This window comes from Telluria beijingensis (genome assembly GCF_030770395.1).
GTDB lineage: Bacteria > Pseudomonadota > Gammaproteobacteria > Burkholderiales > Burkholderiaceae_D > Telluria > Telluria beijingensis.
In genome coordinates this window covers 4,766,491-4,786,601 of sequence record NZ_CP132480.1, presented here as the reverse complement: position 1 = coordinate 4,786,601, position 20,111 = coordinate 4,766,491, and the positions used below count along the sequence as shown (strand labels likewise).

Sequence of the window (20,111 nt, the reverse complement as noted above, 5' to 3'; positions counted from 1 at the left end):
ATTCTACAGTGTTGTGAGGTGGAGCCGGTTTATCCGCTTTTATGTCTCCCATAGAATGATTGCTCGACCAATCTTCAAGGAGTCCCGTCTTGACCAAGTTGTTCCAGCCCTATGAGCTCGGCCCGCGCAAGCTGGCGAACCATATCGCGATGGCGCCGATGACGCGTTCGCGCAATCCCGACCTGGTGGCCGACAGCCGCACCGCCCTGTATTACCGCCAGCGTGCTGGCGCCGGCCTGATTGTGTCGGAAGGCACGCCGGTGTCGCCCGAGGGCCAGGGCTATATCGGCGTCCCCGGGATCTGGTCGGCGCAGCAGGTTGCCGGCTGGAAGCTGGTCACCGATGCCGTGCACGAGGAAGGCGGCACGATCTTCGCCCAGATCTGGCATGTCGGCCGGATGTCGCACGCCTCGCTGCAGCCGGATGGCGGCGCTCCGGTCAGCGTTGGCACGACCGCGCCAGCCCGGACCGACAAGAACAAGGCCTTCGTGTACCTGGAAGACGGCAGTCCCGGGTTTGCCGACCCGACCCCGCCGCGCGCGCTGGCGACCGACGAGGTGGCGCGCGTCACGGCCGACTTCGTGGCCGCTGCCAGGAATGCAATCGCGGCCGGCTTCGACGGCATCGAGATCCATGCCGCCAATGGCTACCTGTTCGAACAGTTTCTCAATCCCGTGCTCAATGACCGCAGCGACCAGTATGGCGGTACGCTGGACAACCGCGCGCGCTTCCTGCTCGAGACGGTCGACGCCATCGCCACCGCGATCGGGCCGGAGCGCGTGGGCGTGCGCCTGGCACCGAACAATCGCCAGTTCGACATGCCGGCCTACGACGCCAACGAAGCGACCTACCTGCACCTGGCGGCGGCGCTGGGGCAGCGCGGCATCGTGTACGTGCACCTGAACGACAACTGGGCGCTGGGCGCGCCGGTGATCGGCGAGCCTTTCCTGCGCCGGTTCCGCGCGGCCTATACCGGCACGCTGATCCTGGCCGGCGCCATGACCAACGAGCGGGCCCGGCGCCTGGTGGACGAAGGCACGATCGACCTGGCGGCGTTCGGCCAGCCGTTCATCGCCAACCCCGACCTGGTGCGACGTCTCGAACGCGGCATCGCGCTGGCGATGCCCGACCGCGCCACTTACTATGGCGGCGGGTCCGAAGGCTATATCGATTATCCGGCCGCGGCCTGACGCTTCCATCCGGCGCCATTGCCTGGATCGCGGTGGGCGCCTGGGCGTAATTTTCTGCATTGTTGGGCTGTTCTATCCTGTAGCTGGGCCGCCGCGGCAGCTGCCCAGCTATACTGTCGTTTGGACGCACTGGCGAGGCCCAGGCGTCCCCGCACAATTCACGACATCAGGACGACATGAACACCATCTACAATGAACCAGTTTCCCAGCGCCTGCGCTCGCTGGTCCGCGACATGCCGCGCACCGGCATCACGCTCAGCGAATTGATCCACCGCGTCGGCAACGACGGCTTGCTGATCCTGGTTACCCTGCTGACCCTGGTATTCCTGATCCCGATCTCGATCCCCGGCGTCAGCACCGTGTTCGGCGCCGCCATCCTGTTGATCAGCGTCAGCCGCCTGTTCGGGCGCGACCTGTGGATCCCGTCGAAGCTGTCGCACCGCGTGATCGGCACCCGCAAGCTGCGCCCGCTGCTGCGCAAGGCGCTGTCCTGGCTCAAGAAGCTCGAGCGCGTCAGCCGTCCGAACCGCATCCAGTGGCTGGTGGCCGAAGGCCCGGTCGCCTTCTTCAACAACGCGGCCCTGATCCTGGGCGCCGTGTTGCTGATGATGCCGTTCGGCCTGATCCCGTTCAGCAATACCTTCCCGGCGGTGGCCATCCTGTTCCTCGCCATCGGCCTGCTGCAGCGCGACGGCCTGTGCATCCTGCTGGGCCATATCAGCAATGTGCTGACCATGCTGTATTTCGCCGTGCTGATCGGCGGTGGCGGCCTGGCCGCGCGCGAGGTGTTCAACCGCTTCGCAGGTTAATCCAGCGGTTGATGTCCGGGAGCAACGTCGGAGCGGCAGAGCTGGCTTGTTGCAAAGCATCTTCTTCTGATAAGCTGGCCTCTTCGACGGAGACCCCATGTTCCTGGACCATCCCACCATGACGGCGACCAATGGCATGTCCGAGCCCGACCGGCTCGAGCGGCTGCAGCGCGTGTATGGCTACGCGATGGCGCTGGCGGATGCGGCGGGCCAGGGCGGCTTTGTCGAGAAAGTGACCCAGATTCACGATCACAAGGGCACCCTGATCGTGTTCTGGCACGAACCGCCCCTGGACGCGGAGCGGGATTATTTCATCCGCGCCTGGGCCAGCAAGGTCGGCGACGGCACCCTGAACGTCGAACATGAGTACTGACACAATGATGCTAGACGCGTCGACCATGGTCCTGGTACTGGCATTGGGCAACCTGACCCTGTGCGCGCTGCTGACCTTCTTCAACCACGGACCGACCCGCTCGCCGGCGCTGGTGCTGTGGAGCCTGTCGAAACAGATCCAGGGCGGCGCATGGCTATTGCTGGCCCTGGGCGACGCCGGCGTGGTGCCGTCCCCGATTTCGGTGCCGGTCGGCTATGCGCTGCTGTTCGCCGGCGTGGCGGTGGAGGGCGGCGCCTCGTGGGAAGCCGCGCGCCGGCGCGCCTGGCGCACCCCGACCATGGTGGTCGGCGGCCTGGCGATCCTCGCGTTCTTCCTGTGCTACCTGGTCGACGAAGAAGGCTTGCGCGCGGTCGCGGCCTCGCTGCTGCTGGGCGGCTTCTATTTTTCGGGCGCGCTGGCGCTCGGCTGGCGCTGGCGTGACGCCAGCCTGCTGCAGCGCTTCCTGGCGCTGGCCAGCATGGCGCTGGCCCTGGTGGTGGCCTCACGCGGCCTGTCGGTGCTGCTGCTCCCGGGCGGCTGGGGCTGGCTCACCAGCGAGCTGCTGGGCCAGCTCTCCAGCGGCGCCCTGTACCTGCTCATGCTCGGCAATGCCTTCGGCGTGCTGCTGCTGACCCGCGAGCGCCTGCAGGACGCGCTCGAGCGCGCCGAGATCGTCGATCCGCTGACCGATGCGCCGAACCGGCGCGGCTTCTTTCAGCTGCTGGCGCCGTGGATGGCGCTGGCCCGTCGCCCCGGATTGCCGACCGCGCTGGTCGTGTTCGACCCGGACGGCTTCAAGCGCGTCAACGACAGCTACGGCCATCCGGCGGGCGACGTCGTGCTGCGCCAGATCGTCGAGCTGTGCCGACGCCAGCTGCGCGACAGCGACCAGCTGGGTCGCGTGGTCGGGGTCGAGTTCGCGCTGCTGCTGCCGCGCACCAACCTGGCGGAAGCGGCGCTGGTGGCCGAGCGCATCCGCGCCGCGATCGAGTCGACCCCGGTCAAGAGCGAGCGCGCGATGATCAAGCTGACCGCCAGCTTCGGCGTCACCACCATCCGCCCCGAGGACAGCACCACGACCCTGTTTCAGCGCGCCGACGAGGCCTTGCGCCAGGCCAAGGAGGGCGGGCGCAACCGCGTGGCCCAGGCCAGCGAAGCCGCAGCCGAGGTGTGACCGCTCTGCCATAGGGGAGAGAGGGCGCTGGCGGGTTTCGACAGGTCACGCGCCTGTCATGCCCGGGGCTTATCCTGCCGCCTGTTCACATGGACAGGTCATGCACGCTTCCGATACCGAATCACCCATCTACGCCGCTGTCGAGCTCGGCTCCGACAGTTTCCGCCTGCACGTCGGGCGCTTCGAGGACGGCGCCCTGCACCTGGTCGCGACGCTGGCCGAGCCGGTGCGGCTGGCTGCGACGCTCGACGAGGACGGCATGCTGTGCACGGCGGCCATGCGCCGCGCGCTGGCCTGTCTCGATGCGTTTCGCGGTGTGCTCGACGCCTGGCGTCCGCAGGCGGTCCGCGTGGTTGCGACCTCGGCCCTGCGCATGGCGCGCAATGCGGCGCTATTCCTGCCCGCAGCCGGCAAGGCCCTGGGGCGGCCGATCGAGATCATCGCCGGTGACGAAGTCGGGCGCCTGGTCTACCTGGGCGTGGCGACCACGCTGGGCGCGCACGACGACGGGCCGCGGCTGGTGGTGGACATCGGCAGCGGCGCGACCGAACTGGTGCTGGGCCAGGGCGCCGCGATCCGGCGCATCGAGTCGTTCGCCATCGGCGCGGTGCGCCAGAGCCTGACCTTCTTCGCCGACGGCAACCTGGACGCCGCCGCCTTCGATGCCGCGGTGCGCTCGAGCCGCAGCCGCTTCGCCGAGGCCAGGCTGGGCGCGCAGCGCTGGCAACTGGTATATGGCGCCTGCGGCACGGTGCGCGCGCTGGCCGAGATTGCGCAACTGCAGGGCGAGCCGGAAGGACAGCTGTCGCGCGCCGGCCTCGAACGCCTGCGCGCGAACTTCATCGCGCATGGCCACGTGGCGCGGGTGCGGCTGGCCCATGCGGCGGCCGAAAGGGTCTCGCACCTGCCGGGCGGGCTGGCGATCTTGATCGGATTGATGGAAGAACTCGACATCGCCGCGCTGGTCGCGGTGAATGCCGGCCTGCGCGTGGGCGCGCTGTGGGACCTGCACCAGCGCGCCGTGGCGGTGAATGCGCTAGCGAGTCCGCTCGGTGTCGCCTGACTCGGCGACCGGCTGGACCAGCGGCTGTGGGACGACCGGCGATACCAGATGGGCGGTGCCCGGCGGCTCGTCGCGCAGCCAGCCGAACAGGATCGCCATCATCAGCGGCCCGACGAACAGGCCGATCACGCCCAGCGTCGAGACGCCGCCCAGCAGGCCGAACAGCACCGCCAGGAAGGGCAGGTTGACGCGCTGACCGATCAGTTTCGGGCGGATGAATTTGTCGACCAGGAACAGCTCGACCGCGCCCCAGGTGAACAGGCCGAGTGCCTCGGCCGAATGGCCCTGGCCGAACAGCAGCAGCGAGACCATCGTGAACGACAGCGGCGCGCCGCCCGGGATCAGGGCCAGGTAGCCGGTGATCACGCCCAGCAGCACCGGGGCCGGCGCGCCGGCCACCCAGTAGGCCACGCCCAGCACGATGCCTTCCAGGATCGCGATCGAGCCCAGGCCCAGTGCGGTGCCGCGCACCGACAGCGGCAGCACGCGCCGCAGCTTGCCGTACTGGTCGGGCAGCAGGCGCGCGCCGGCGCGGTCGAGGTAGTGCAGCACGGCGGCGCCGTGCAGGTACAGCACGAACAGGGTCAGCAGGGTCAGGAATAAATACAGGGCATTGGCCAGGATGGTCGATCCCCACACCCGCGCGGTATCGGTCAGGTGCGGCATGAAGTCGCCCACCGTGGTGCGCACCAGCGCATTGAGGCCGCCCGGCACGGCGAGATGCTCGAGCCACCACTTGACGGCCGGTTCGGCCACCAGCGGCAGGTTGGCCAGCCAGTCGGGAACCGGGACGCCGGTCTGGTTGAAGCTGATCAGGAGGCGCTGCAGGCTGGCCAGCTCGTAGGTGAGGGTATGGAACAGCAGCACCGACGGTCCGACGAAGCTGACGATCAGCAGCAGCAGCATGAAGCTGGCGCTGGCCAGCGGCGCCCAGCCGCGCCGCAGCAGGCGCTGGTGCAGCGGCCAGGTGATCACCGCCAGCAGGCCGGCCCAGGCGATCGAGCCGAGAAAGTGTTGCAACAGGAAAGCCAGGGCGGCGGCGAACACCACCGGCAAGATCAAATGAGCTTTGTTGCGCATACTGGCCCGGATCGAATCACGTTTTCCTCAAAAAATACTACGTCGTGCAGAGTTTACAGCAGAGTTGTCCGCTCGAAAGAATAATACAGGTTGCTTTCCCATAAAAGCGGAGTTTACCGAATCATTACTTCGATAAAACCGAAGCGAGTCCGAGTGAAGATGGTATTGTGACACCGATTCGCGTCACCGATGGCAATCGCGCGCAGTATGTACGCATCCCTACCGAAAGCGGGATAAATCGTTTATATTGTTTGCCCTTTCAGTGATGGAGCACACATGCCACGCAAGCCAGCCGCCGCGCCCGAACCAAAGGTGGCAAGCAAGGCCAGGCCGGTCAAGAAGACCGCGACCAGGTCCGTTCCGGCCAAGGCAGCGCCGACCAGGGCGGGACTCAAGACCGCGGTCAAGACGGCCGCGAAGGCGCTCGCCAGGAAGCCCATGTCCAAGGCAGCCGGCAAGCCTGCGGCGCGCACGCCAGCGCTGGAGCGCGCGCCGTTCCAGGACGCGCGTCCGGTGCTGGTGCGCGACAGTTTCACCATGCCCGAGCCGGAATACGCGGTGCTGCTCGAGGTCAAGCAGGCCTGCCTGCGTGCCGGCATCGACGTCAAGAAGAGTGAATTGCTGCGCATTGGCGTGGCCCTGCTGGGCCAGCTCGACGTGGCCACCCTGCAGGGTGTGCTGGCGGCGCTGCCTCAGCTCAAGACCGGGCGGCCGCCGGCCCAGGGGTGAACTCGGCCGATGCGGCGCTAATGGACGGCCGATGCGCTGGTCAGCTCTTTCAGCTCGCGGATCGGGATATTCGATTTCTCGTGCATGCGCAGCAGGATCGTCGCGCCGACATTCAATTTGCGGTGGCGGATCTTGCTGATGATCGGCGGCTGCACTTCAAGGATGCGGCACAGTTCCGCATCGTTTTTCAGTTGCATACGCTCGATTAATGTATCGAGCAATTTGTTGGGCACAAAACTCGATGGCTCGAGGGCGCGCGCTCGATGCATGGCATCGAGCATTTCCTGTTTTTTCTGTCGGACGCTCATGTCGTTTCTCCAATATGAAAACATGATTCAAGACAGATCGACTGGTTCTGGAAATGGCCCTGCCTGTTTTTACAAGCACTCCTGAAGGCTTATCGCGGCGGGTCGTTGTGATATTACTACGATTATGTTGCGCACGATTCGCGAAATTTAACTAAAAATGCCTTAACTGCGCGTTTCTTCCAGGAATTTATGCCAATTTCAGGCCGGAATGCGTCAGTAGCAACACCTTGTCGGCCATGGCGGCCGCGGCATGCGAGTGGGTCACCATGATGGCGCCGGCGCCGTGGGCGCGGGTTTCCTGGCGCAGCAGTTGGAGGATGCTCTCGGCCGTTTCCGGGTCGAGGTTGCCGGTCGGTTCATCGGCCAGCAGCAGGGCCGGACGGTGCACCAGGGCGCGCGCGATCGCCACCCGCTGCAGTTCGCCGCCCGATAGCTGGCGCGGGAAATCGCCGCCCCGGCCGTGCAGGCCGACGGCGTCCAGCATGGCGTCGGCGCGCTCGCCCGGCGCCTTGTTGAGCAGCAGCGGCAGCGCCACGTTCTGGCGCAGCGTCAGGTGCGGCAGCACGTGGAAGGCCTGGAAGATGAAGCCCATGCGGGTGCGCCGCAGGCGGGTGGCGGCATCGTCGTCCAGGCGCGAGATTGGCGTGCCGTCGACGATCACCTGGCCGCTGTCCGGCGTGTCGAGGCCCGCGATCAGGTTCAATAGCGTCGATTTGCCGACCCCGGATTCGCCCATGATCGCCACGAATTCGCCGGCCTTGAACACATGCGAGAGTTGCGACAGCACCGTGCGGCCGCCATACGATTTGGTGAGCTGGTCGAGTTCGAGCATGCGGAAAAGGATTAACGGGTCAGGGCGCGCCGCAGCGCATAGCTGGCGGCATCGACCAGCGCCACCAGCACCAGCATCGCGATCACCACGGTGGCCGCGCTGGGCATCTGGAACAGCGACAGGTGGTACTTCAGCATCTGGCCCAGGCCCCCGGCCCCGACCACGCCCAGCACCGCCGCCGCGCGGATATTGTTCTCCCAGCGGTACAGCGTGTACGACAGCATCTGCGGCAGCGCCTGGGGCAGCGTAGCGTACAGGAAGGCCGCCAGCGGCCGCGCGCCGTTGGTGCGCAGCGTCTGCTCGGCGTGCGGCTCGACGTTTTCCAGGGCGTCGGCGAACAGGCGTCCCAGCACCCCGGCCGTATGCGCGGCCAGCGCCATGGTGCCGGCCATCGGCCCCAGGCCGGCCAGCACCAGCAGCACCGCGGCCCATACCAGCTCGGGGATCGAGCGCAGCACATTGAGCACCAGGCGCGTGACGCCGCGTGCGACCAGGCCCAGGCGCCCGGCCCCGGCCAGCGCCAGCGGCAGGCCGACGATGGCGGCCAGCAGGGTGCCGATGGCCGACATGGCCAGCGTCTCCCACAGCGCGACCAGCGTTTTTTGCAGGAACGGCGTCGCGGTTTCGGGCGGCGCGAAACCGGCCAGGAATTCGCGCGCCGAATCGATCGCCTCGGCGGTGAGGAAGGCGCTCCACTGCAGCGGCAGCGAGGCGAAGCTGGCTACCACCAGCGCCGCCAGGCCAGCGAGCACCAGCCAGGTCTTGACGTCGCGCGGCGGTGGTGGAGGCATGACGGACCGCGTCATCCCAGCCTCCGGCGCAGCATTCTCGACACCAGGTCGGCGGCCGCCACCAGCAGCACGAACACGATCAGCATGGTGGCGACTTCGCCGCCGGCCATCATCTTGGTCGACTCATCGAGACGCTGGCCCAGGCCGCCGGCGCCGACGAAACCCATCACCGCCGAGCCGCGGATTGCACATTCCCAGCGGTACACTGTGTACGACACGAGCTCGGGGCTCGAATCCGGCAGGGCGCCGTACAGCAGGGCCGGCAGGCGCGCGCTGCCGTTGGCGAGCAGGACGTCGGTGGCATGGGCGTCGCTCGACTCGAGGATTTCGGCATACACCTTGGCCAGCATGCCGCTGTACGAGAGCGCGATCGCCAGCACGCCGGCGGTCGGGCCCAGGCCGACGATGCGCACGAACAGCAGCGCCCACACCAGTTCGGGCACCGAGCGCAGGATCATCAGGATCCAGCGCAGCAGCTGGCGCACCGCGGCCGCGAACGGATGCACGCGCCCGGTGCCCAGGCGCGAGATCGACAGCCGCTCGCTGATGACGAAAGTGGCCGGCACCGCGACCAGCAGCGCCAGCGTGAGGCCGGCGGTGGCGATGGCCACCGTCTGCCAGGTCTCGCGCAGCACCATGGCCAGGAATTCCGGGTCGTGGGCCGGCACCAGGAAGTCGCGCAGGAACATCCCCGCCGCGCGCAGGCTTTGCGCGTCGAACAGCAGCCAGGGCTTGAATTCGCTGGCGGCCAGCAGCGGGTACAGCAGGATGAGGAAGACGACGGCCCAGGTGACGCGGCCGCGCCACGCGGGATCGGGATGACGGTCCATCAGAAGCAGGCGCCGACGGCGATCTGGCCGGGCGTATCGTGCGGCCGCTCGCCGGCCGGCTGCACTTTTTCGTTGGCGTACAGCTCGGCGATCATGGCGTCGCTGACGTCGCTGCTGGCAGCGTCGAACACGATGCGGCCGTCGCGCAGGCCCACCAGGCGGGCGAACTGTTCGCGCGCCAGGTCGACCTGGTGCAGGCTGCACACCAGGGTCGCATTGCGCCCCTGCGCCTCCTGGCGCAGCGCGGCCAGCGTATGGCGCGCCAGCGCCGGATCGAGCGCCGATATCGGCTCGTCGACCAGCAGCGACTCGGCATTCGACAGCAGCAGGCGCGCCAGGCCGCAGCGCTGGCGTTCGCCGCCGGACAGGCGGTCGACCCGGGCATACAGCTTGTCGCCGAGGCCGAAGCGCGAGAGCGCCGTGAACGCGGCCTCCGGATCGCGCGGGCGCACCAGCGAAGCCAGTGCCTGCCACAGCGACCAGTGCGGCAGCCGCGCGGCCAGCACCGCCGTCACCACGCGCTGGCGCGGCGGCAGCGGCGGCGCCTGTGGCGCCAGGAACAGGCGCGCGCGCAGGCGATGGCGCTCGGCCTGGCTCAACTGCCAGGGATCCTGGTCGAAGATGTCCAGCGCACCCTCGCTCGGGCGGTGGGCGCAGGCCAGGGTCGAGAGCAGGGTGGTCTTGCCGGCCCCGGAAGGGCCGATCAGGGCGAGCTGCTCGCCGGCGCGGATCGTGAGGTCGAGCGCGTGCAGGGCCGGCGCGCGGCTGCCGGCCAGGTGGCGCACGGTCAGGCCGCGCAGGCGGTAGGTCGCCACGACGGACTTACTTCAGCAGGCCCGCATTGCGCGCGGCGGCTTCGATCGCGCCGTAGTTGGCGGTCTTGGTCGGCACGAACCTGGTGGCGCGCTGCAGGTCCAGGATTTCCTTGCCCTGGGCGGTCGAGCCATCCAGCGCCAGGAAGGCGTCGGTGATCTTCTTCTTGAGTGCCGGATCCATGTCGCTGCGCACGGTCCAGTTGTAGTCGAAGTAGCCCGGGGTGGTATAGAACACGCGCACCTGCTTCGGATCGACCTTCTTGCTTTCGACCAGCTTCTCCCAGACCGAGATGTTCAGTGCGCCGGCATCGACCTTGCCGCCGGCCACGGCCGCCACGGTGGCGTCGTGCGCGCCCGAGAATGCGACGCGTTTCAGGTCAGTGTCCGGGTTGACTTTGGCTTGCAGCAAGAACGAGCGCGGCATCAGGTGGCCCGAGGTCGACGATTCCGAGCCGAAGGCCAGGGTCTTGCCCTTCAGGTCTTCCAGCTTGTTGATGCCGGGCACGGTGGTAATGAAGACCGAGCGGAATTTCTCGTCTTCTTCGCGCTGCACCAGCGGAGTCACCTGGCCCTTGCTGCGCACGTTCGCCTGGACGAAGGTGAAGCCGCCGAACCAGACCATGTCAATCTTGCGGTTGACCAGGCCTTCGACCGAGGCCGCGTAGTCGGTCACCGGGGTGAACTCGACCTTGAGGCCGGTGGCCTTGGCCAGGTATTCGCCCAGCGGCTTGAACTTGCGCTGCAGTTCGGTCGGCGATTCGTCGGGGATGGCCGAGACGCGCAGGACGCCATTGCTCTGGGCGGAGGCGGCGCCCGCGACCAGCATGGTGCCGGCGACGGCAGCGCACAGGGTTTTCAGGACTTGACGACGGATGGACAGGGTCATGATGGCTCTTGTATAAGTTGAGTGGACGCGGCGCCCCCACGGGGCAGCACGGTTGAACGGGTCGCGAACATGGCGAATCCGGGGAATCCGCTATGATAGCAAAACCGGCAACATTATCAGGCACTGGCCTGGCCATCTCGCATGGTGCGGCGTGGCGGCACGAATGATAAACCTTATGCTGACTTCCTGTACACATGTAGAAGTGGGAGCTTCCATCGCCAACGCCCACGAAGCCGACGAACTGCACGCCGGCCTGCAAGCCGACGACGCCTGCATTTCTCCCAAATTCCTGTACGACGCCCTCGGCTCCAAGCTGTTCGAAGCCATCTGCGAACTGCCCGAGTATTATCCGACCCGCACCGAGGCGGCCATCTTCGAGCGCCACGGCGCCGAAATCGCGCGCGTGGCCGGTACCGGAACGACCCTGATCGACCTCGGCGCCGGCAACTGCGCCAAAGCCGCCAGCCTGTTCCCGCTGCTGCAGCCGGCCCAGTACGTGGCGGTCGACATCTCGGCCGAATTCGTGCATGACGCCCTGGCCCGCCTGCGCCAGCGCTTCCCGAAAATCGCGATGGAAGCGCTGGGCATGGATTTCTCGAACCGCTTCGAGCTGCCCGAGCTGGTGAACGCCGGGCGCCGCCTGTTCTTCTACCCGGGCTCGTCGATCGGCAACTTCACGCCCGAGCACGCGCAAGCCTTCCTGACCCGCCTGCGCGCCCAGTGCGGTCCCGATGGCGGCCTGCTGATCGGGATCGACCTGGTCAAGGATAAAGCCACGCTCGACGCCGCCTACGACGACGCGCTGGGCGTGACCGGCGCCTTCAACCTGAACATCCTGCGCCACGTGAACCGGCTGGTCGACGCCGACTTCGACATCCGCCAATGGAAGCACCACGGCTTCTATAACGCCGCGCGCGGCCGCGTGGAGATGCACCTGGAAGCGCGCAGCGCGCAAGAAGTGACGTGGCGCGGCGGCGCGCGCCGCTTCGAAGCGGGCGACTGCATCCACACCGAGAACAGCTACAAATACCAGCAGGCCGATGCAATCCAGCTGCTGGAACGTTCCGGCTTCGAGGCGACCCGGGTGTGGACGGATCCACAGCGCTGGTTCGCGGTCATCCACGCCCAGGCGATACCGGCATGAACATGCTGCGCGACGAAGGCCTGCCACGCCTGTTCGAGAAGGTGCGCGGCCGCTCGCTGCAACTGGCGGACAGGCTGTCGGACGAAGACTGCTGCGCGCAGTCGATGCCCGACGCCAGCCCGATCAAATGGCATCTGGCGCATACCACCTGGTTCTTCGAGACCTTCATCCTCGAGCCGCGCGAGACCGGCTTCACGCCGTTCCACCCGGCGTTTCGGGTGCTGTTCAACTCCTATTACAACGGTGTCGGCGCCAGGCATCCGCGCCCGCACAGGGGCCTGCTCACGCGGCCTTCCATGGGCGAGGTCAGGGCCTATCGCCACGATGTCGATCGCCGCATGGCAGCGCTGCTGGAGCAGGGCATCGCGCCCGACCTCGCGGCCCTGGTCGAACTGGGCCTGCAGCACGAGCAGCAGCACCAGGAATTGATGCTCACCGACGTCAAGCACCTGCTGGCGCAGAATCCGCTGTATCCGGCCTATGCGGCCGAAGCCTTGGCGGCATCGACCGCGGCGCCGCCGCTGGAATGGCTGCCGTTCGAAGGCGGCCTGGCCGAGATCGGGCACAAGGGCGACGGCTTTTGCTTCGACAACGAACTTCCGCGCCACCGCACCTATGTAGCGCCGTTCGCGCTGGCCTCACGCCTGGTCACGAATGGCGAGTACCGCGAATTCATCGAGGCCGGCGGCTACCGCGACCCGGCGCTATGGCTGGCCGAGGGCTGGGACCGGGTATGTTCGGGCGAGATCGCGCGGCCGCTGTACTGGGTCGACACCGACGCCGGCTGGCACGAATTCACCCTGCACGGCCTGCAGCCGCTCGACCCCGAGCGCCCCGTCACCCACGTCTCGCTGTACGAGGCCGACGCCTATGCGCGCTGGCGCGACGCGCGCCTGCCGACCGAGGCAGAATGGGAATTCGCGGCGCGCCAGGCGATCCTGCGGGGCCTGCCGCTGCACCATCCGGCGGCCGCCAGCGGCGCGGGCCTGCAGCAGATGTTCGGCGCCTGCTGGCAGTGGACCGGCAGTAGCTACGCCCCGTATCCCGGCTATGCGCCGGCGCCGGGCGCGATCGGCGAGTACAACGGCAAGTTCATGGTCAACCAGTACGTGCTGCGCGGCTCGTCCTGCGCCACGCCCGAAGGCCACGCGCGCACCAGCTACCGCAACTTCTTCCCGTCCGGCGCGCGCTGGCAGTTCACCGGCATCCGGCTGGCAAGATGAGCCGCCGGCGTGACTGGCGCGCGCGCCTGAAAGACCAGCGCGCCAATATCTATATCCTGCAACACCCCCTCAAGTTCACCGTGCAGGTGCTGAGGGGCTTTCGCGCCAACCAGGGCCTGCTGCTGGCCGGCGCCGTGGCGTACTACGCGCTGCTGTCGATCGTGCCCTTCCTGATGCTGGTGGTGGTGGTGCTGTCGCACTTCCTCGATCCGGTCGAACTGCTCGACACCCTGCGCCGCTACCTCGAGCTGCTGGTACCGGGCCAGTCGCGGCCGATCGTGACCGAGGTCGCCAACTTCCTGCAAGACCGCCAGATCCTGACCTGGGTGCTGGCGCTGACCATGCTGTTTTTCAGCTCGCTGGCGTTTACCGTGCTCGAGAATGCGATGAGCGTGATCTTCGTGCACCGGGTGGCGACACGGCGCCGCCATTTCATGGTGTCGGCAGTGCTGCCGTACTGCTATATCGTGGCGCTGGGGATCGGGATCATGGTCGTCACCCTGGTGGCCGGCGCGCTGCAGGTGATGGGCACCGAAAGCGTGTGGCTGTTCAACTATAAATGGTCGCTGAACGGGGTGTCGGGCGTGCTGCTGTATCTGCTGGGACTGGCGGGCGAGATCCTGGTGCTGACCTCGATCTACCTGGTGATGCCGGTGGGGCGGCTGTCGATCTGGCATGCCTTCATCGGCGGCGCGACGGCGGCGCTGCTGTGGGAAGTCGCGCGCCACGTGCTGGTCTGGTATTTCTCGACCCTGTCGCAGGTGAACCTGGTGTATGGCTCGATGACAACCGCGATCGTGGTGATGTTTTCGCTGGAGATCGCTGCGACCCTGCTGCTGCTGGGAGCGCAGGTGATCGCCGAGTACGAGCGGGTGGGGCAGGCCGGCGGCAGTACGCCGCCGGAAAAACCGACCTGCGATATTCCGCCGCTCGCGCGGGGATAATGCTGGCCGGTTTGGACGCGTGGGCGGCATGGCCGCCCACCCTACAATTACTTCTGCTCGTCTTTCGGCTTGATCATCAGGCTGGCGATGCAGCTACCGGCAATCAGCACCGCAACCACGGTCAGCGAAGCCTGCACCGGCACGTGATACCACGGCATGATCAGCATCTTGACGCCGATGAAGGTCAGCACCATGGCCAGGCCATACTTGAGCAGGTGGAAGCGGTCCGCCACGTCGACCAGCAGGAAGTACAGCGCACGCAAGCCCAGGATCGCGAACATGTTCGAGGTGAACACGATGAACGGGTCGGTGGTGATCGCGAAGATCGCTGGGATCGAGTCCACCGCGAAGATCAGGTCGGTCACCTCGATCAGGATCAGCACCAGGAACAGCGGCGTCACGTAGCGCAGGCCATCCTTGCGGATGAAAAACTTCTCGCCATGGTCGCCATCGGCCACCCGCAGGTGCTTGCGCGCCAGCTTGAGGATCGGGTTGTTGGCCACGTCCGGTTCTTCATCGACCGCCACCAGCATGCGGATACCGGTGAACAGCAGGAAGGCGCCGAACAGGTACAGCACCCAGCTGAATTCGCTGACGACCCAGGCGCCGGCGCTGATCATGACCGCGCGCATGATGATGGCGCCCAGCACGCCATAGATCAGGACCCGGCGCTGGTACTGCTGCGGCACCTGGAAGGCGGTGAAGATCAGCAGGAACACGAACACGTTGTCGACCGACAGCGCTTTCTCGATCAGGTAGCCCGAGAAGAATTCGAGCGATTTCTGGCTCGCGATCTCGGCGCCGGCGGTGTCCTTCAGGTAGAAATACAGGCCGGCATTGAAGATCAGCGCCAGGCTGACCCAGACCAGCGACCAGATGCCGGCTTCCTTGACGCTGACCTTGTGCGCCTTGTTGCCGCCGAAGACGAACAGGTCGAGCGCCAGCATGACCAGCACGAAGCCGACGAAGGCGGCCCACATCATGGGGCTTGCGATGGTTTCCAGGCCGTTCATCGGGCTCTCCTTGTAAAGACAGGCATGACAATCCTCCATTGGGGGTAAAACCCAACTATAGGACGCGGCAATACCTCGCACAAATCGAATCTTATTTGATGTAACATCGGATTTTTCGATGTTTACGTGAATGCGACATGTCGACACTCAACTATAAACACCTGCGTTACTTCTGGATGGTGGCGAAAACCGGCAGCATTGCCCGGGCGGCCGAGCAGCTGCACCTGACCCCGCACTCGATCTCGGGCCAGCTGTCCGAGTTCGCCGACAGCCTGGGCGTGGAGCTGTTCCGCCGGGTCGGGCGCAAGCTGGAGTTGACCGATACCGGGCGCCGCATCGTCAGCTATGCCGAAGACATCTTCAATACCGGCGACGAGCTGCTCGAACTCGTGCGCGACCATGCCTTCGCCACCACCTCCTACCGGGTCGGTTGCGCCGATTCGGTGTCGAAGCTGATCGCGGTGGACCTGGTCGAGCCGGCCCTGCGGCTGGCCGAACCGGTCAAGCTGATCTGCCGCGAGGGCCGCCTCGACAGCCTGATCGCCGACCTGGCCGTGCACCGCCTCGACCTGGTGATCGCCGACCGCCCGATCCCGGGCCACTTCAGCGTGCGCGCCTACAACCACCTGCTGGGCGAGAGCCCGATGACGGCCTTCTGCACCGAGGCGCTGGCGGCCACCTTCACGCAACCGTTCCCGGCCTGCCTGCACAATGCGCCGATGCTGCTCCCGGGCGAGGATTTCGCGATCCACCAGCGCCTGCTGCGCTGGCTCGAACGCTGCGACGTGCATCCGCGCGTGGTGGGGGAGTTCGACGACAGCGCCATGATCCAGGCCTTCGGCCGCTCGGGCGCCGGCGTGTTCTTCGCGCCGGCCGTGATCGCGGCCCAGGTCAGCAGCCAGTACGGGCTGGTCGCGCTGGGCCAGGTCGAGTCGGTGGTCGAGCAGGTGTATGCGATCACCACCGAGCGCCGCATGAGCCATCCGGCCACGGTGGCGATCAGCAGGCTGGCGCGCGACAAGCTGTTTGCGCGGGGAGACAGCCGGGATGATGGCGGCGTTGCGCTTCGTCAATCCGAGGACGCGCCATGAATGGCACAGTACGGGCTTGCGCGAAACCAATCGAACGCGAGAAATCACATCGGGAGACGCCATGAGCCATATCCTCGCCGCCAACCTTCCCCTGCCGGTCTTGCTGGCGCTGGTCGCCTCGCTGCTGGTGTCGCTGGTCGTGGCGGCGGTGGCCGTCTCGCTGCACCGGCCGGCGCCAGTGCGGCTGCCGGCGCGCGACGACGAGCGCGCCGCCGTCTCCGAACGCGACTGAGGCGCTACCGTCGTGGCGGCGCTGCGCGGCTGCGATTCGCCGTTCGCCATCGCGGATCACGCGGCCTCGCTGCGCCAGCGCGGCATCGACTTCGTCATGCGGCGTTATAGCCGGGACCCCGCGAGCAACCTCGATGCAAGCGAAACGCGGCGCCTGTCCGATGCCGGGTTTCGCATCGGTGCGCTATGGGAGAGCGATGCAGTGCCGGATGGCTGGTCGCGCCGCCGGGGCCTGCTCGACGGGGCCGAAGCCTTGCGCCTTGCGCGCGCGGCCGGGCAGCCGCCAGGAAGCGCGATCTATTTTGCATTGGGCGAAACCGCCTCGGCGGCCGACCTCGATGACAAATTGACCCAGTACCTGGCCGGCCTGCGCGCCGCCCTTGGCGGCGGCGCCGGCTACCGGGTCGGTGTCCGCGGCAGCCATGCCGCCTGCGCCGGCCTGGTCGACCGCGGCCTGGCGGCCCTGAGCTGGCTGGCGCCGACGCCATCCGGTGCGGCGGCGCGCCATGCGCTGTTGCAGTGGCCGGCTGCGCGCCTGGTGCTCGACGGCGTCGAATTGCGCCTGGCGCCGGTGCTGGGACAGGCAGGCCGGGATCCCGGCCTGTTCAGCGTCGCCTCAGGCGCGCACGGCGATGCCCGGCGCGCCCGCTTCCATGCGGCCGACCACGGCCGCACCTGAAAAGCCTTCGCGCGCGAACAGCGCCAGCACCTCGTCGACGGCGCCAGGGGCGCAGGCCACCAGCAGGCCCCCCGAGGTTTGCGGATCGGTCAGCAGGGCGCGCTGGGCCGGGCTCAGGGCGTCGTCCAGTTGCACGTCCTTGCCATAGGCATCCCAGTTGCGGCCGGAGGCGCCAGTGAAGAAACCGTCCTGCGCCAGTTGCAGCACGCCCGGCAGCAGCGGCACCGCGGGCATGTCGAGTTGCGCCTGCAGCCCGGCGCCGCGCGCCAGTTCCAGCAGGTGGCCCAGGAGGCCAAAACCGGTGACGTCGGTCATGGCGTGCACGCCCGACATGTCGGCCAGCAGCCGGCCCGGTTTATTGAGCTTGGTGGTGTTGGCGATCATGGCTGCATAGCCTTCCTCGCCCAGCACGCCTTTCTTGAGGGCGGCCGACAGCACGCCAACGCCCAGCGGCTTGCCCAGCACCAGCACGTCGCCGGCGCGCGCCGCGCTGTTTTTCTTGACCTTCGACGGATGCACCAGGCCCAGCACCACCAGGCCATAGATCGGCTCGACCGAGTCGATGGTGTGGCCGCCGGCGATCGGGATGCCCGCTTCTCGGCAGACGGTGGCGCCGCCTTCCAGGATCTGGCCGATGGTCTCGAGCGGCAGCTTGTTGATCGGCATGCCGACCAGGGCCAGCGCCATGATCGGGGTGCCGCCCATCGCGTACACGTCCGAGATCGCATTGGTGGCGGCGATGCGGCCGAAGTCGAAGGGATCGTCGACGATCGGCATGAAGAAATCGGTGGTGGCGACCAGCGCCTGCTCGTCGTTGAGCAGGTAGACCGCGGCGTCGTCCGCGGTCTCGATGCCGACCATCAGCTCCTTCGGCACCGGGAAGCCGGTGGACGACTTCAGGATCTCGGCCAGCACGCCGGGCGCGATCTTGCAGCCGCAGCCGCCGCCGTGCGAGAACGAGGTGAGTTTGATGGATTGGTCGCTGGAGCTCATGGGGTATCCGGTTGTCGTTGATCGTCGAATTATCGCGCAAGTCGGGGGTGGATGCTTGCCAGCGAGCCAGCGCAGTCCCTTTTTCGTTAGCGCAAAAACGTCGTCCCGCGCAGGCAGGGACCCAAGTTTCTCAGCCCACCACTTAGATCGAACGAAGTGGCGGCGCAAACTGACTTGGATCCCCGCCTGCGCGGGGACGACGTGCTTGCTGCAGCTTGCTAACGCTGCAGCGGCTAGATGCCAGCGAATTACTCGCCGAACGAACGGCGGGCGCCGTCCATCGAGCGCGGGTGGGCGCCCTTGTAGCCGCCTTCGCGGCGCTGGCCCTGGCCTTCGCGCGGGCCGCCGAAGCGGTTGCCGTCGCGTGGCGCACGGTCGGCGGCCGCACGGTCGCCTTGCGGACGCGGCGCATAGCCTTCACGCGGACCGCGGTCGGCATAGCGGCTCTCGCCTTGAGGACGGTCGCCGTACGGGCGGTCGCCATGCGGACGCGAGGCATAGCCTTCGCGTGGCGCGCGGTCGGCGTAACCGCCTTCGCGTGGACCCGACGGCTTGCCGAAGCCGCGCTGGGCCGGCTTGCCGGCATTGCGGCCGTCGCCTGGTTTCCAGCCCGGACGGGTGCTCGAACGCGACGGCGCAGCAGCGCGCTTCGGCTCGAAGCCCTCGATCACGTTGACCGGGATCGGCTGGCGGGTGAAGCGCTCGATGCGGCGCACGGCCATGTTTTCGGCGTGGTTGACCAGCGAGATCGCGGTCCCGTTGCGGCCGGCGCGGCCGGTACGGCCGATGCGGTGCACGTAGTCCTCGGGGAACTTCGGCAGGTCATAGTTGACCACGTGGGTGATGGTCGGCACGTCGATGCCGCGCGCGGCGACGTCGGTCGCGACCAGCACGCGCACGCTGCCGCGGCGCATGCCGTCGAGCGTGCGGTTGCGGGCGCCCTGGTGCATGTCGCCATGCAGCGCGGCGGCGGCGAAGCCGGCGATGTTGAGGCGGTCGGCGATCATGTCGGCGTCGCGCTTGGTGGCGGTGAACACCACGGCCTGGTCGAGCGTCTCGTCGCGCAGCAGGTGGTCGAGCAGGCGGTTCTTGTGCGACAGGTCGTCGACAAAGTGCACGCGCTGCACGATGTTCTCGTGGCGGTTGGTGGCGCTGGCGATCTGGATCGTCAGCGGGTCGCTGGTGATGCGGCGCGCCATATTGCCCACCACGCCATCGAGCGTCGCCGAGAACAGCATGGTCTGGCGGGTCGACGGGGTCGCGGCGACGATCTTCTCGATGTCGTCGATGAAGCCCATGTCGAGCATGCGGTCGGCTTCGTCCAGCACCAGGATCTCGAGCTGCGAGAAGTCGATCTTGCCCGACTCCATGTGGTCGATCAGGCGGCCCGGGGTGGCGACCAGGATTTCAGGGTTCTTGGCCAGCAGCTGCATCTGCTTCGGATACGGCATGCCGCCCAGGATCGAGACGCAGCGCACGCGGCGCATATGGGCCGTGTACTTGTCGGTATTGCTGGTCACCTGCAGGGCCAGTTCGCGGGTCGGGGTCAGGACCAGCATCTTTGGCTGGGCCGGCTTGAAACGGACGCGCTCGCCGCGTGCGCGGGCGGCCTGCGCTTCTTGCGCAGGGGTCTTGCCGACCGGGGTAGGCTCGGCGTTGGCCAGGTGGTGCAGGGCCGGCAGCATGAAGGCGGCGGTCTTGCCCGAACCGGTCTGCGACGACACCAGCAGGTCACGGCGCGCGATGGCGGCCGGGATGGCTTGCGCCTGGACCGGGGTCGGGGTGGTGTAGCCGGTATCGGCGACTGCCTGGACGATGGACGCGTGCAGGCCAAGTGCTTCAAAACTCATGTGTTCTTTACTTTCGGAATAAATCATGCACGTTCGCACGTGGGAGCGAACGTAAAAATGCGA

General features: G+C 67.2%; 22 protein-coding genes. 12 read left to right on the top strand and 10 right to left on the bottom strand.

The window, feature by feature from the left end; genetic code table 11:
• Positions 1-89: 89 nt before the first annotated feature.
• From Q9246_RS21070 to Q9246_RS21050, 5 genes are all read left to right on the top strand, one after another.
• Positions 90-1,190: an alkene reductase gene (locus Q9246_RS21070; protein WP_306392781.1), complete on the top strand. Its 1,101-nt coding sequence runs from the start codon at positions 90-92 to the stop codon at positions 1,188-1,190.
• A gap of 176 nt (positions 1,191-1,366) precedes the next feature.
• Positions 1,367-1,999: an exopolysaccharide biosynthesis protein gene (locus Q9246_RS21065; protein WP_306392780.1), complete on the top strand. Its 633-nt coding sequence runs from the start codon at positions 1,367-1,369 to the stop codon at positions 1,997-1,999.
• A 97-nt stretch (positions 2,000-2,096) separates the two neighbouring features.
• Positions 2,097-2,372, top strand: a complete 276-nt coding sequence (locus tag Q9246_RS21060; RefSeq protein WP_306392779.1) for a hypothetical protein — start codon at positions 2,097-2,099, stop codon at positions 2,370-2,372.
• Positions 2,362-3,546, top strand: a complete 1,185-nt coding sequence (locus Q9246_RS21055; protein WP_306392778.1) for a GGDEF domain-containing protein — start codon at positions 2,362-2,364, stop codon at positions 3,544-3,546. The genes Q9246_RS21060 and Q9246_RS21055 overlap by 11 nt, the downstream gene beginning before the upstream one ends.
• 100 nt (positions 3,547-3,646) lie before the next feature.
• The gene (locus Q9246_RS21050; RefSeq protein ID WP_306392777.1) at positions 3,647-4,609 is read left to right on the top strand and encodes a Ppx/GppA phosphatase family protein; all 963 of its coding nucleotides are present in this window, start codon (positions 3,647-3,649) and stop codon (positions 4,607-4,609) included.
• Here Q9246_RS21050 and Q9246_RS21045 read toward each other — a convergent pair.
• Positions 4,583-5,689: an AI-2E family transporter gene (locus Q9246_RS21045; RefSeq protein WP_306392774.1), complete on the bottom strand. Its 1,107-nt coding sequence runs from the start codon at positions 5,687-5,689 to the stop codon at positions 4,583-4,585. The genes Q9246_RS21050 and Q9246_RS21045 overlap by 27 nt on opposite strands.
• 276 nt (positions 5,690-5,965) lie before the next feature.
• Here Q9246_RS21045 and Q9246_RS21040 point away from each other — a divergent pair, with 276 nt between their 5' ends.
• On the top strand, positions 5,966-6,418 hold the full coding sequence (locus Q9246_RS21040; RefSeq protein ID WP_306392772.1) for a hypothetical protein: 453 nt from the start codon (positions 5,966-5,968) through the stop codon (positions 6,416-6,418).
• A 17-nt stretch (positions 6,419-6,435) separates the two neighbouring features.
• Here the strand turns inward: Q9246_RS21040 and Q9246_RS21035 are convergent, their stop codons facing one another.
• From Q9246_RS21035 to Q9246_RS21010, 6 genes are all read right to left on the bottom strand, one after another.
• Entirely contained in the window at positions 6,436-6,726 is a 291-nt protein-coding gene (locus tag Q9246_RS21035) for a hypothetical protein (RefSeq protein ID WP_306392771.1), read from the bottom strand.
• 187 nt (positions 6,727-6,913) lie between these two features.
• Positions 6,914-7,558, bottom strand: coding sequence for an ABC transporter ATP-binding protein (locus Q9246_RS21030; protein WP_306392770.1), 645 nt, complete (start codon positions 7,556-7,558; stop codon positions 6,914-6,916).
• A gap of 11 nt (positions 7,559-7,569) precedes the next feature.
• The gene (phnE, locus tag Q9246_RS21025) at positions 7,570-8,364 is read right to left on the bottom strand and encodes a phosphonate ABC transporter, permease protein PhnE (protein ID WP_306392769.1); all 795 of its coding nucleotides are present in this window, start codon (positions 8,362-8,364) and stop codon (positions 7,570-7,572) included.
• Positions 8,361-9,179, bottom strand: coding sequence for a PhnE/PtxC family ABC transporter permease (locus Q9246_RS21020; protein WP_306392767.1), 819 nt, complete (start codon positions 9,177-9,179; stop codon positions 8,361-8,363). The genes phnE and Q9246_RS21020 overlap by 4 nt, the downstream gene beginning before the upstream one ends.
• Positions 9,179-9,994 carry a phosphonate ABC transporter ATP-binding protein gene (locus Q9246_RS21015; protein WP_306392765.1) on the bottom strand — a complete coding sequence of 272 codons (816 nt, stop codon included), beginning with the start codon at positions 9,992-9,994 and terminating at the stop codon, positions 9,179-9,181. The genes Q9246_RS21020 and Q9246_RS21015 overlap by 1 nt, the downstream gene beginning before the upstream one ends.
• Positions 9,995-10,001: 7 nt before the next feature.
• Positions 10,002-10,880 carry a putative selenate ABC transporter substrate-binding protein gene (locus tag Q9246_RS21010; protein ID WP_306392764.1) on the bottom strand — a complete coding sequence of 293 codons (879 nt, stop codon included), beginning with the start codon at positions 10,878-10,880 and terminating at the stop codon, positions 10,002-10,004.
• Between the two features lie 175 nt (positions 10,881-11,055).
• Here Q9246_RS21010 and egtD point away from each other — a divergent pair, with 175 nt between their 5' ends.
• From egtD to Q9246_RS20995, 3 genes are read left to right on the top strand one after another with little or no spacing between them, the layout of a single operon-like run.
• Complete coding sequence (egtD, locus tag Q9246_RS21005) at positions 11,056-12,024, top strand: L-histidine N(alpha)-methyltransferase (RefSeq protein ID WP_306392763.1); 969 nt, start codon at positions 11,056-11,058, stop codon at positions 12,022-12,024.
• Positions 12,021-13,247: an ergothioneine biosynthesis protein EgtB gene (gene egtB, locus Q9246_RS21000; protein ID WP_306392762.1), complete on the top strand. Its 1,227-nt coding sequence runs from the start codon at positions 12,021-12,023 to the stop codon at positions 13,245-13,247. The genes egtD and egtB overlap by 4 nt, the downstream gene beginning before the upstream one ends.
• Positions 13,244-14,191 carry a YihY/virulence factor BrkB family protein gene (locus Q9246_RS20995; protein WP_306392761.1) on the top strand — a complete coding sequence of 316 codons (948 nt, stop codon included), beginning with the start codon at positions 13,244-13,246 and terminating at the stop codon, positions 14,189-14,191. Before egtB ends, Q9246_RS20995 begins: the two co-directional genes overlap by 4 nt.
• Before the next feature lie 47 nt (positions 14,192-14,238).
• Here the strand turns inward: Q9246_RS20995 and Q9246_RS20990 are convergent, their stop codons facing one another.
• Positions 14,239-15,204, bottom strand: coding sequence for a TerC family protein (locus Q9246_RS20990; protein WP_306392760.1), 966 nt, complete (start codon positions 15,202-15,204; stop codon positions 14,239-14,241).
• A 137-nt stretch (positions 15,205-15,341) separates the two neighbouring features.
• Here Q9246_RS20990 and nhaR point away from each other — a divergent pair, with 137 nt between their 5' ends.
• The 3 genes from nhaR (at position 15,342) to Q9246_RS20975 (ending at position 17,205) form a co-directional block, all read left to right on the top strand.
• Positions 15,342-16,295 carry a transcriptional activator NhaR gene (gene nhaR, locus Q9246_RS20985; RefSeq protein ID WP_306392758.1) on the top strand — a complete coding sequence of 318 codons (954 nt, stop codon included), beginning with the start codon at positions 15,342-15,344 and terminating at the stop codon, positions 16,293-16,295.
• Positions 16,296-16,356: 61 nt separating this feature from the next.
• Entirely contained in the window at positions 16,357-16,527 is a 171-nt protein-coding gene (locus tag Q9246_RS20980) for a hypothetical protein (protein WP_306392757.1), read from the top strand.
• 12 nt (positions 16,528-16,539) lie between these two features.
• On the top strand, positions 16,540-17,205 hold the full coding sequence (locus tag Q9246_RS20975) for a glycoside hydrolase domain-containing protein (protein ID WP_306392756.1): 666 nt from the start codon (positions 16,540-16,542) through the stop codon (positions 17,203-17,205).
• Here Q9246_RS20975 and selD read toward each other — a convergent pair.
• On the bottom strand, positions 17,143-18,198 hold the full coding sequence (gene selD / locus Q9246_RS20970) for a selenide, water dikinase SelD (RefSeq protein ID WP_306392754.1): 1,056 nt from the start codon (positions 18,196-18,198) through the stop codon (positions 17,143-17,145). The two genes, Q9246_RS20975 and selD, sit on opposite strands and share 63 nt — an antisense overlap.
• Before the next feature lie 248 nt (positions 18,199-18,446).
• Positions 18,447-20,048, bottom strand: coding sequence for a DEAD/DEAH box helicase (locus Q9246_RS20965; protein ID WP_306392752.1), 1,602 nt, complete (start codon positions 20,046-20,048; stop codon positions 18,447-18,449).
• Positions 20,049-20,111: the final 63 nt, after the last annotated feature.

Coding starts and splice junctions, on each gene's coding strand:
- Q9246_RS21065 (WP_306392780.1), top strand. CDS start 1,367: ATGAACACCATCTACAATGAACCAGTTTCCCAGCGCCTGCGCTCGCTG.
- Q9246_RS21060 (WP_306392779.1), top strand. CDS start 2,097: ATGTTCCTGGACCATCCCACCATGACGGCGACCAATGGCATGTCCGAG.
- Q9246_RS21055 (WP_306392778.1), top strand. CDS start 2,362: ATGAGTACTGACACAATGATGCTAGACGCGTCGACCATGGTCCTGGTA.
- Q9246_RS21050 (WP_306392777.1), top strand. CDS start 3,647: ATGCACGCTTCCGATACCGAATCACCCATCTACGCCGCTGTCGAGCTC.
- Q9246_RS21045 (WP_306392774.1), bottom strand. CDS start 5,689: ATGCGCAACAAAGCTCATTTGATCTTGCCGGTGGTGTTCGCCGCCGCC.
- Q9246_RS21040 (WP_306392772.1), top strand. CDS start 5,966: ATGCCACGCAAGCCAGCCGCCGCGCCCGAACCAAAGGTGGCAAGCAAG.
- Q9246_RS21035 (WP_306392771.1), bottom strand. CDS start 6,726: ATGAGCGTCCGACAGAAAAAACAGGAAATGCTCGATGCCATGCATCGA.
- Q9246_RS21030 (WP_306392770.1), bottom strand. CDS start 7,558: ATGCTCGAACTCGACCAGCTCACCAAATCGTATGGCGGCCGCACGGTG.
- phnE (WP_306392769.1), bottom strand. CDS start 8,364: ATGACGCGGTCCGTCATGCCTCCACCACCGCCGCGCGACGTCAAGACC.
- Q9246_RS21020 (WP_306392767.1), bottom strand. CDS start 9,179: ATGGACCGTCATCCCGATCCCGCGTGGCGCGGCCGCGTCACCTGGGCC.
- Q9246_RS21010 (WP_306392764.1), bottom strand. CDS start 10,880: ATGACCCTGTCCATCCGTCGTCAAGTCCTGAAAACCCTGTGCGCTGCC.
- egtD (WP_306392763.1), top strand. CDS start 11,056: ATGCTGACTTCCTGTACACATGTAGAAGTGGGAGCTTCCATCGCCAAC.
- egtB (WP_306392762.1), top strand. CDS start 12,021: ATGAACATGCTGCGCGACGAAGGCCTGCCACGCCTGTTCGAGAAGGTG.
- Q9246_RS20995 (WP_306392761.1), top strand. CDS start 13,244: ATGAGCCGCCGGCGTGACTGGCGCGCGCGCCTGAAAGACCAGCGCGCC.
- Q9246_RS20990 (WP_306392760.1), bottom strand. CDS start 15,204: ATGAACGGCCTGGAAACCATCGCAAGCCCCATGATGTGGGCCGCCTTC.
- nhaR (WP_306392758.1), top strand. CDS start 15,342: ATGTCGACACTCAACTATAAACACCTGCGTTACTTCTGGATGGTGGCG.
- Q9246_RS20980 (WP_306392757.1), top strand. CDS start 16,357: ATGAGCCATATCCTCGCCGCCAACCTTCCCCTGCCGGTCTTGCTGGCG.
- selD (WP_306392754.1), bottom strand. CDS start 18,198: ATGAGCTCCAGCGACCAATCCATCAAACTCACCTCGTTCTCGCACGGC.
- Q9246_RS20965 (WP_306392752.1), bottom strand. CDS start 20,048: ATGAGTTTTGAAGCACTTGGCCTGCACGCGTCCATCGTCCAGGCAGTC.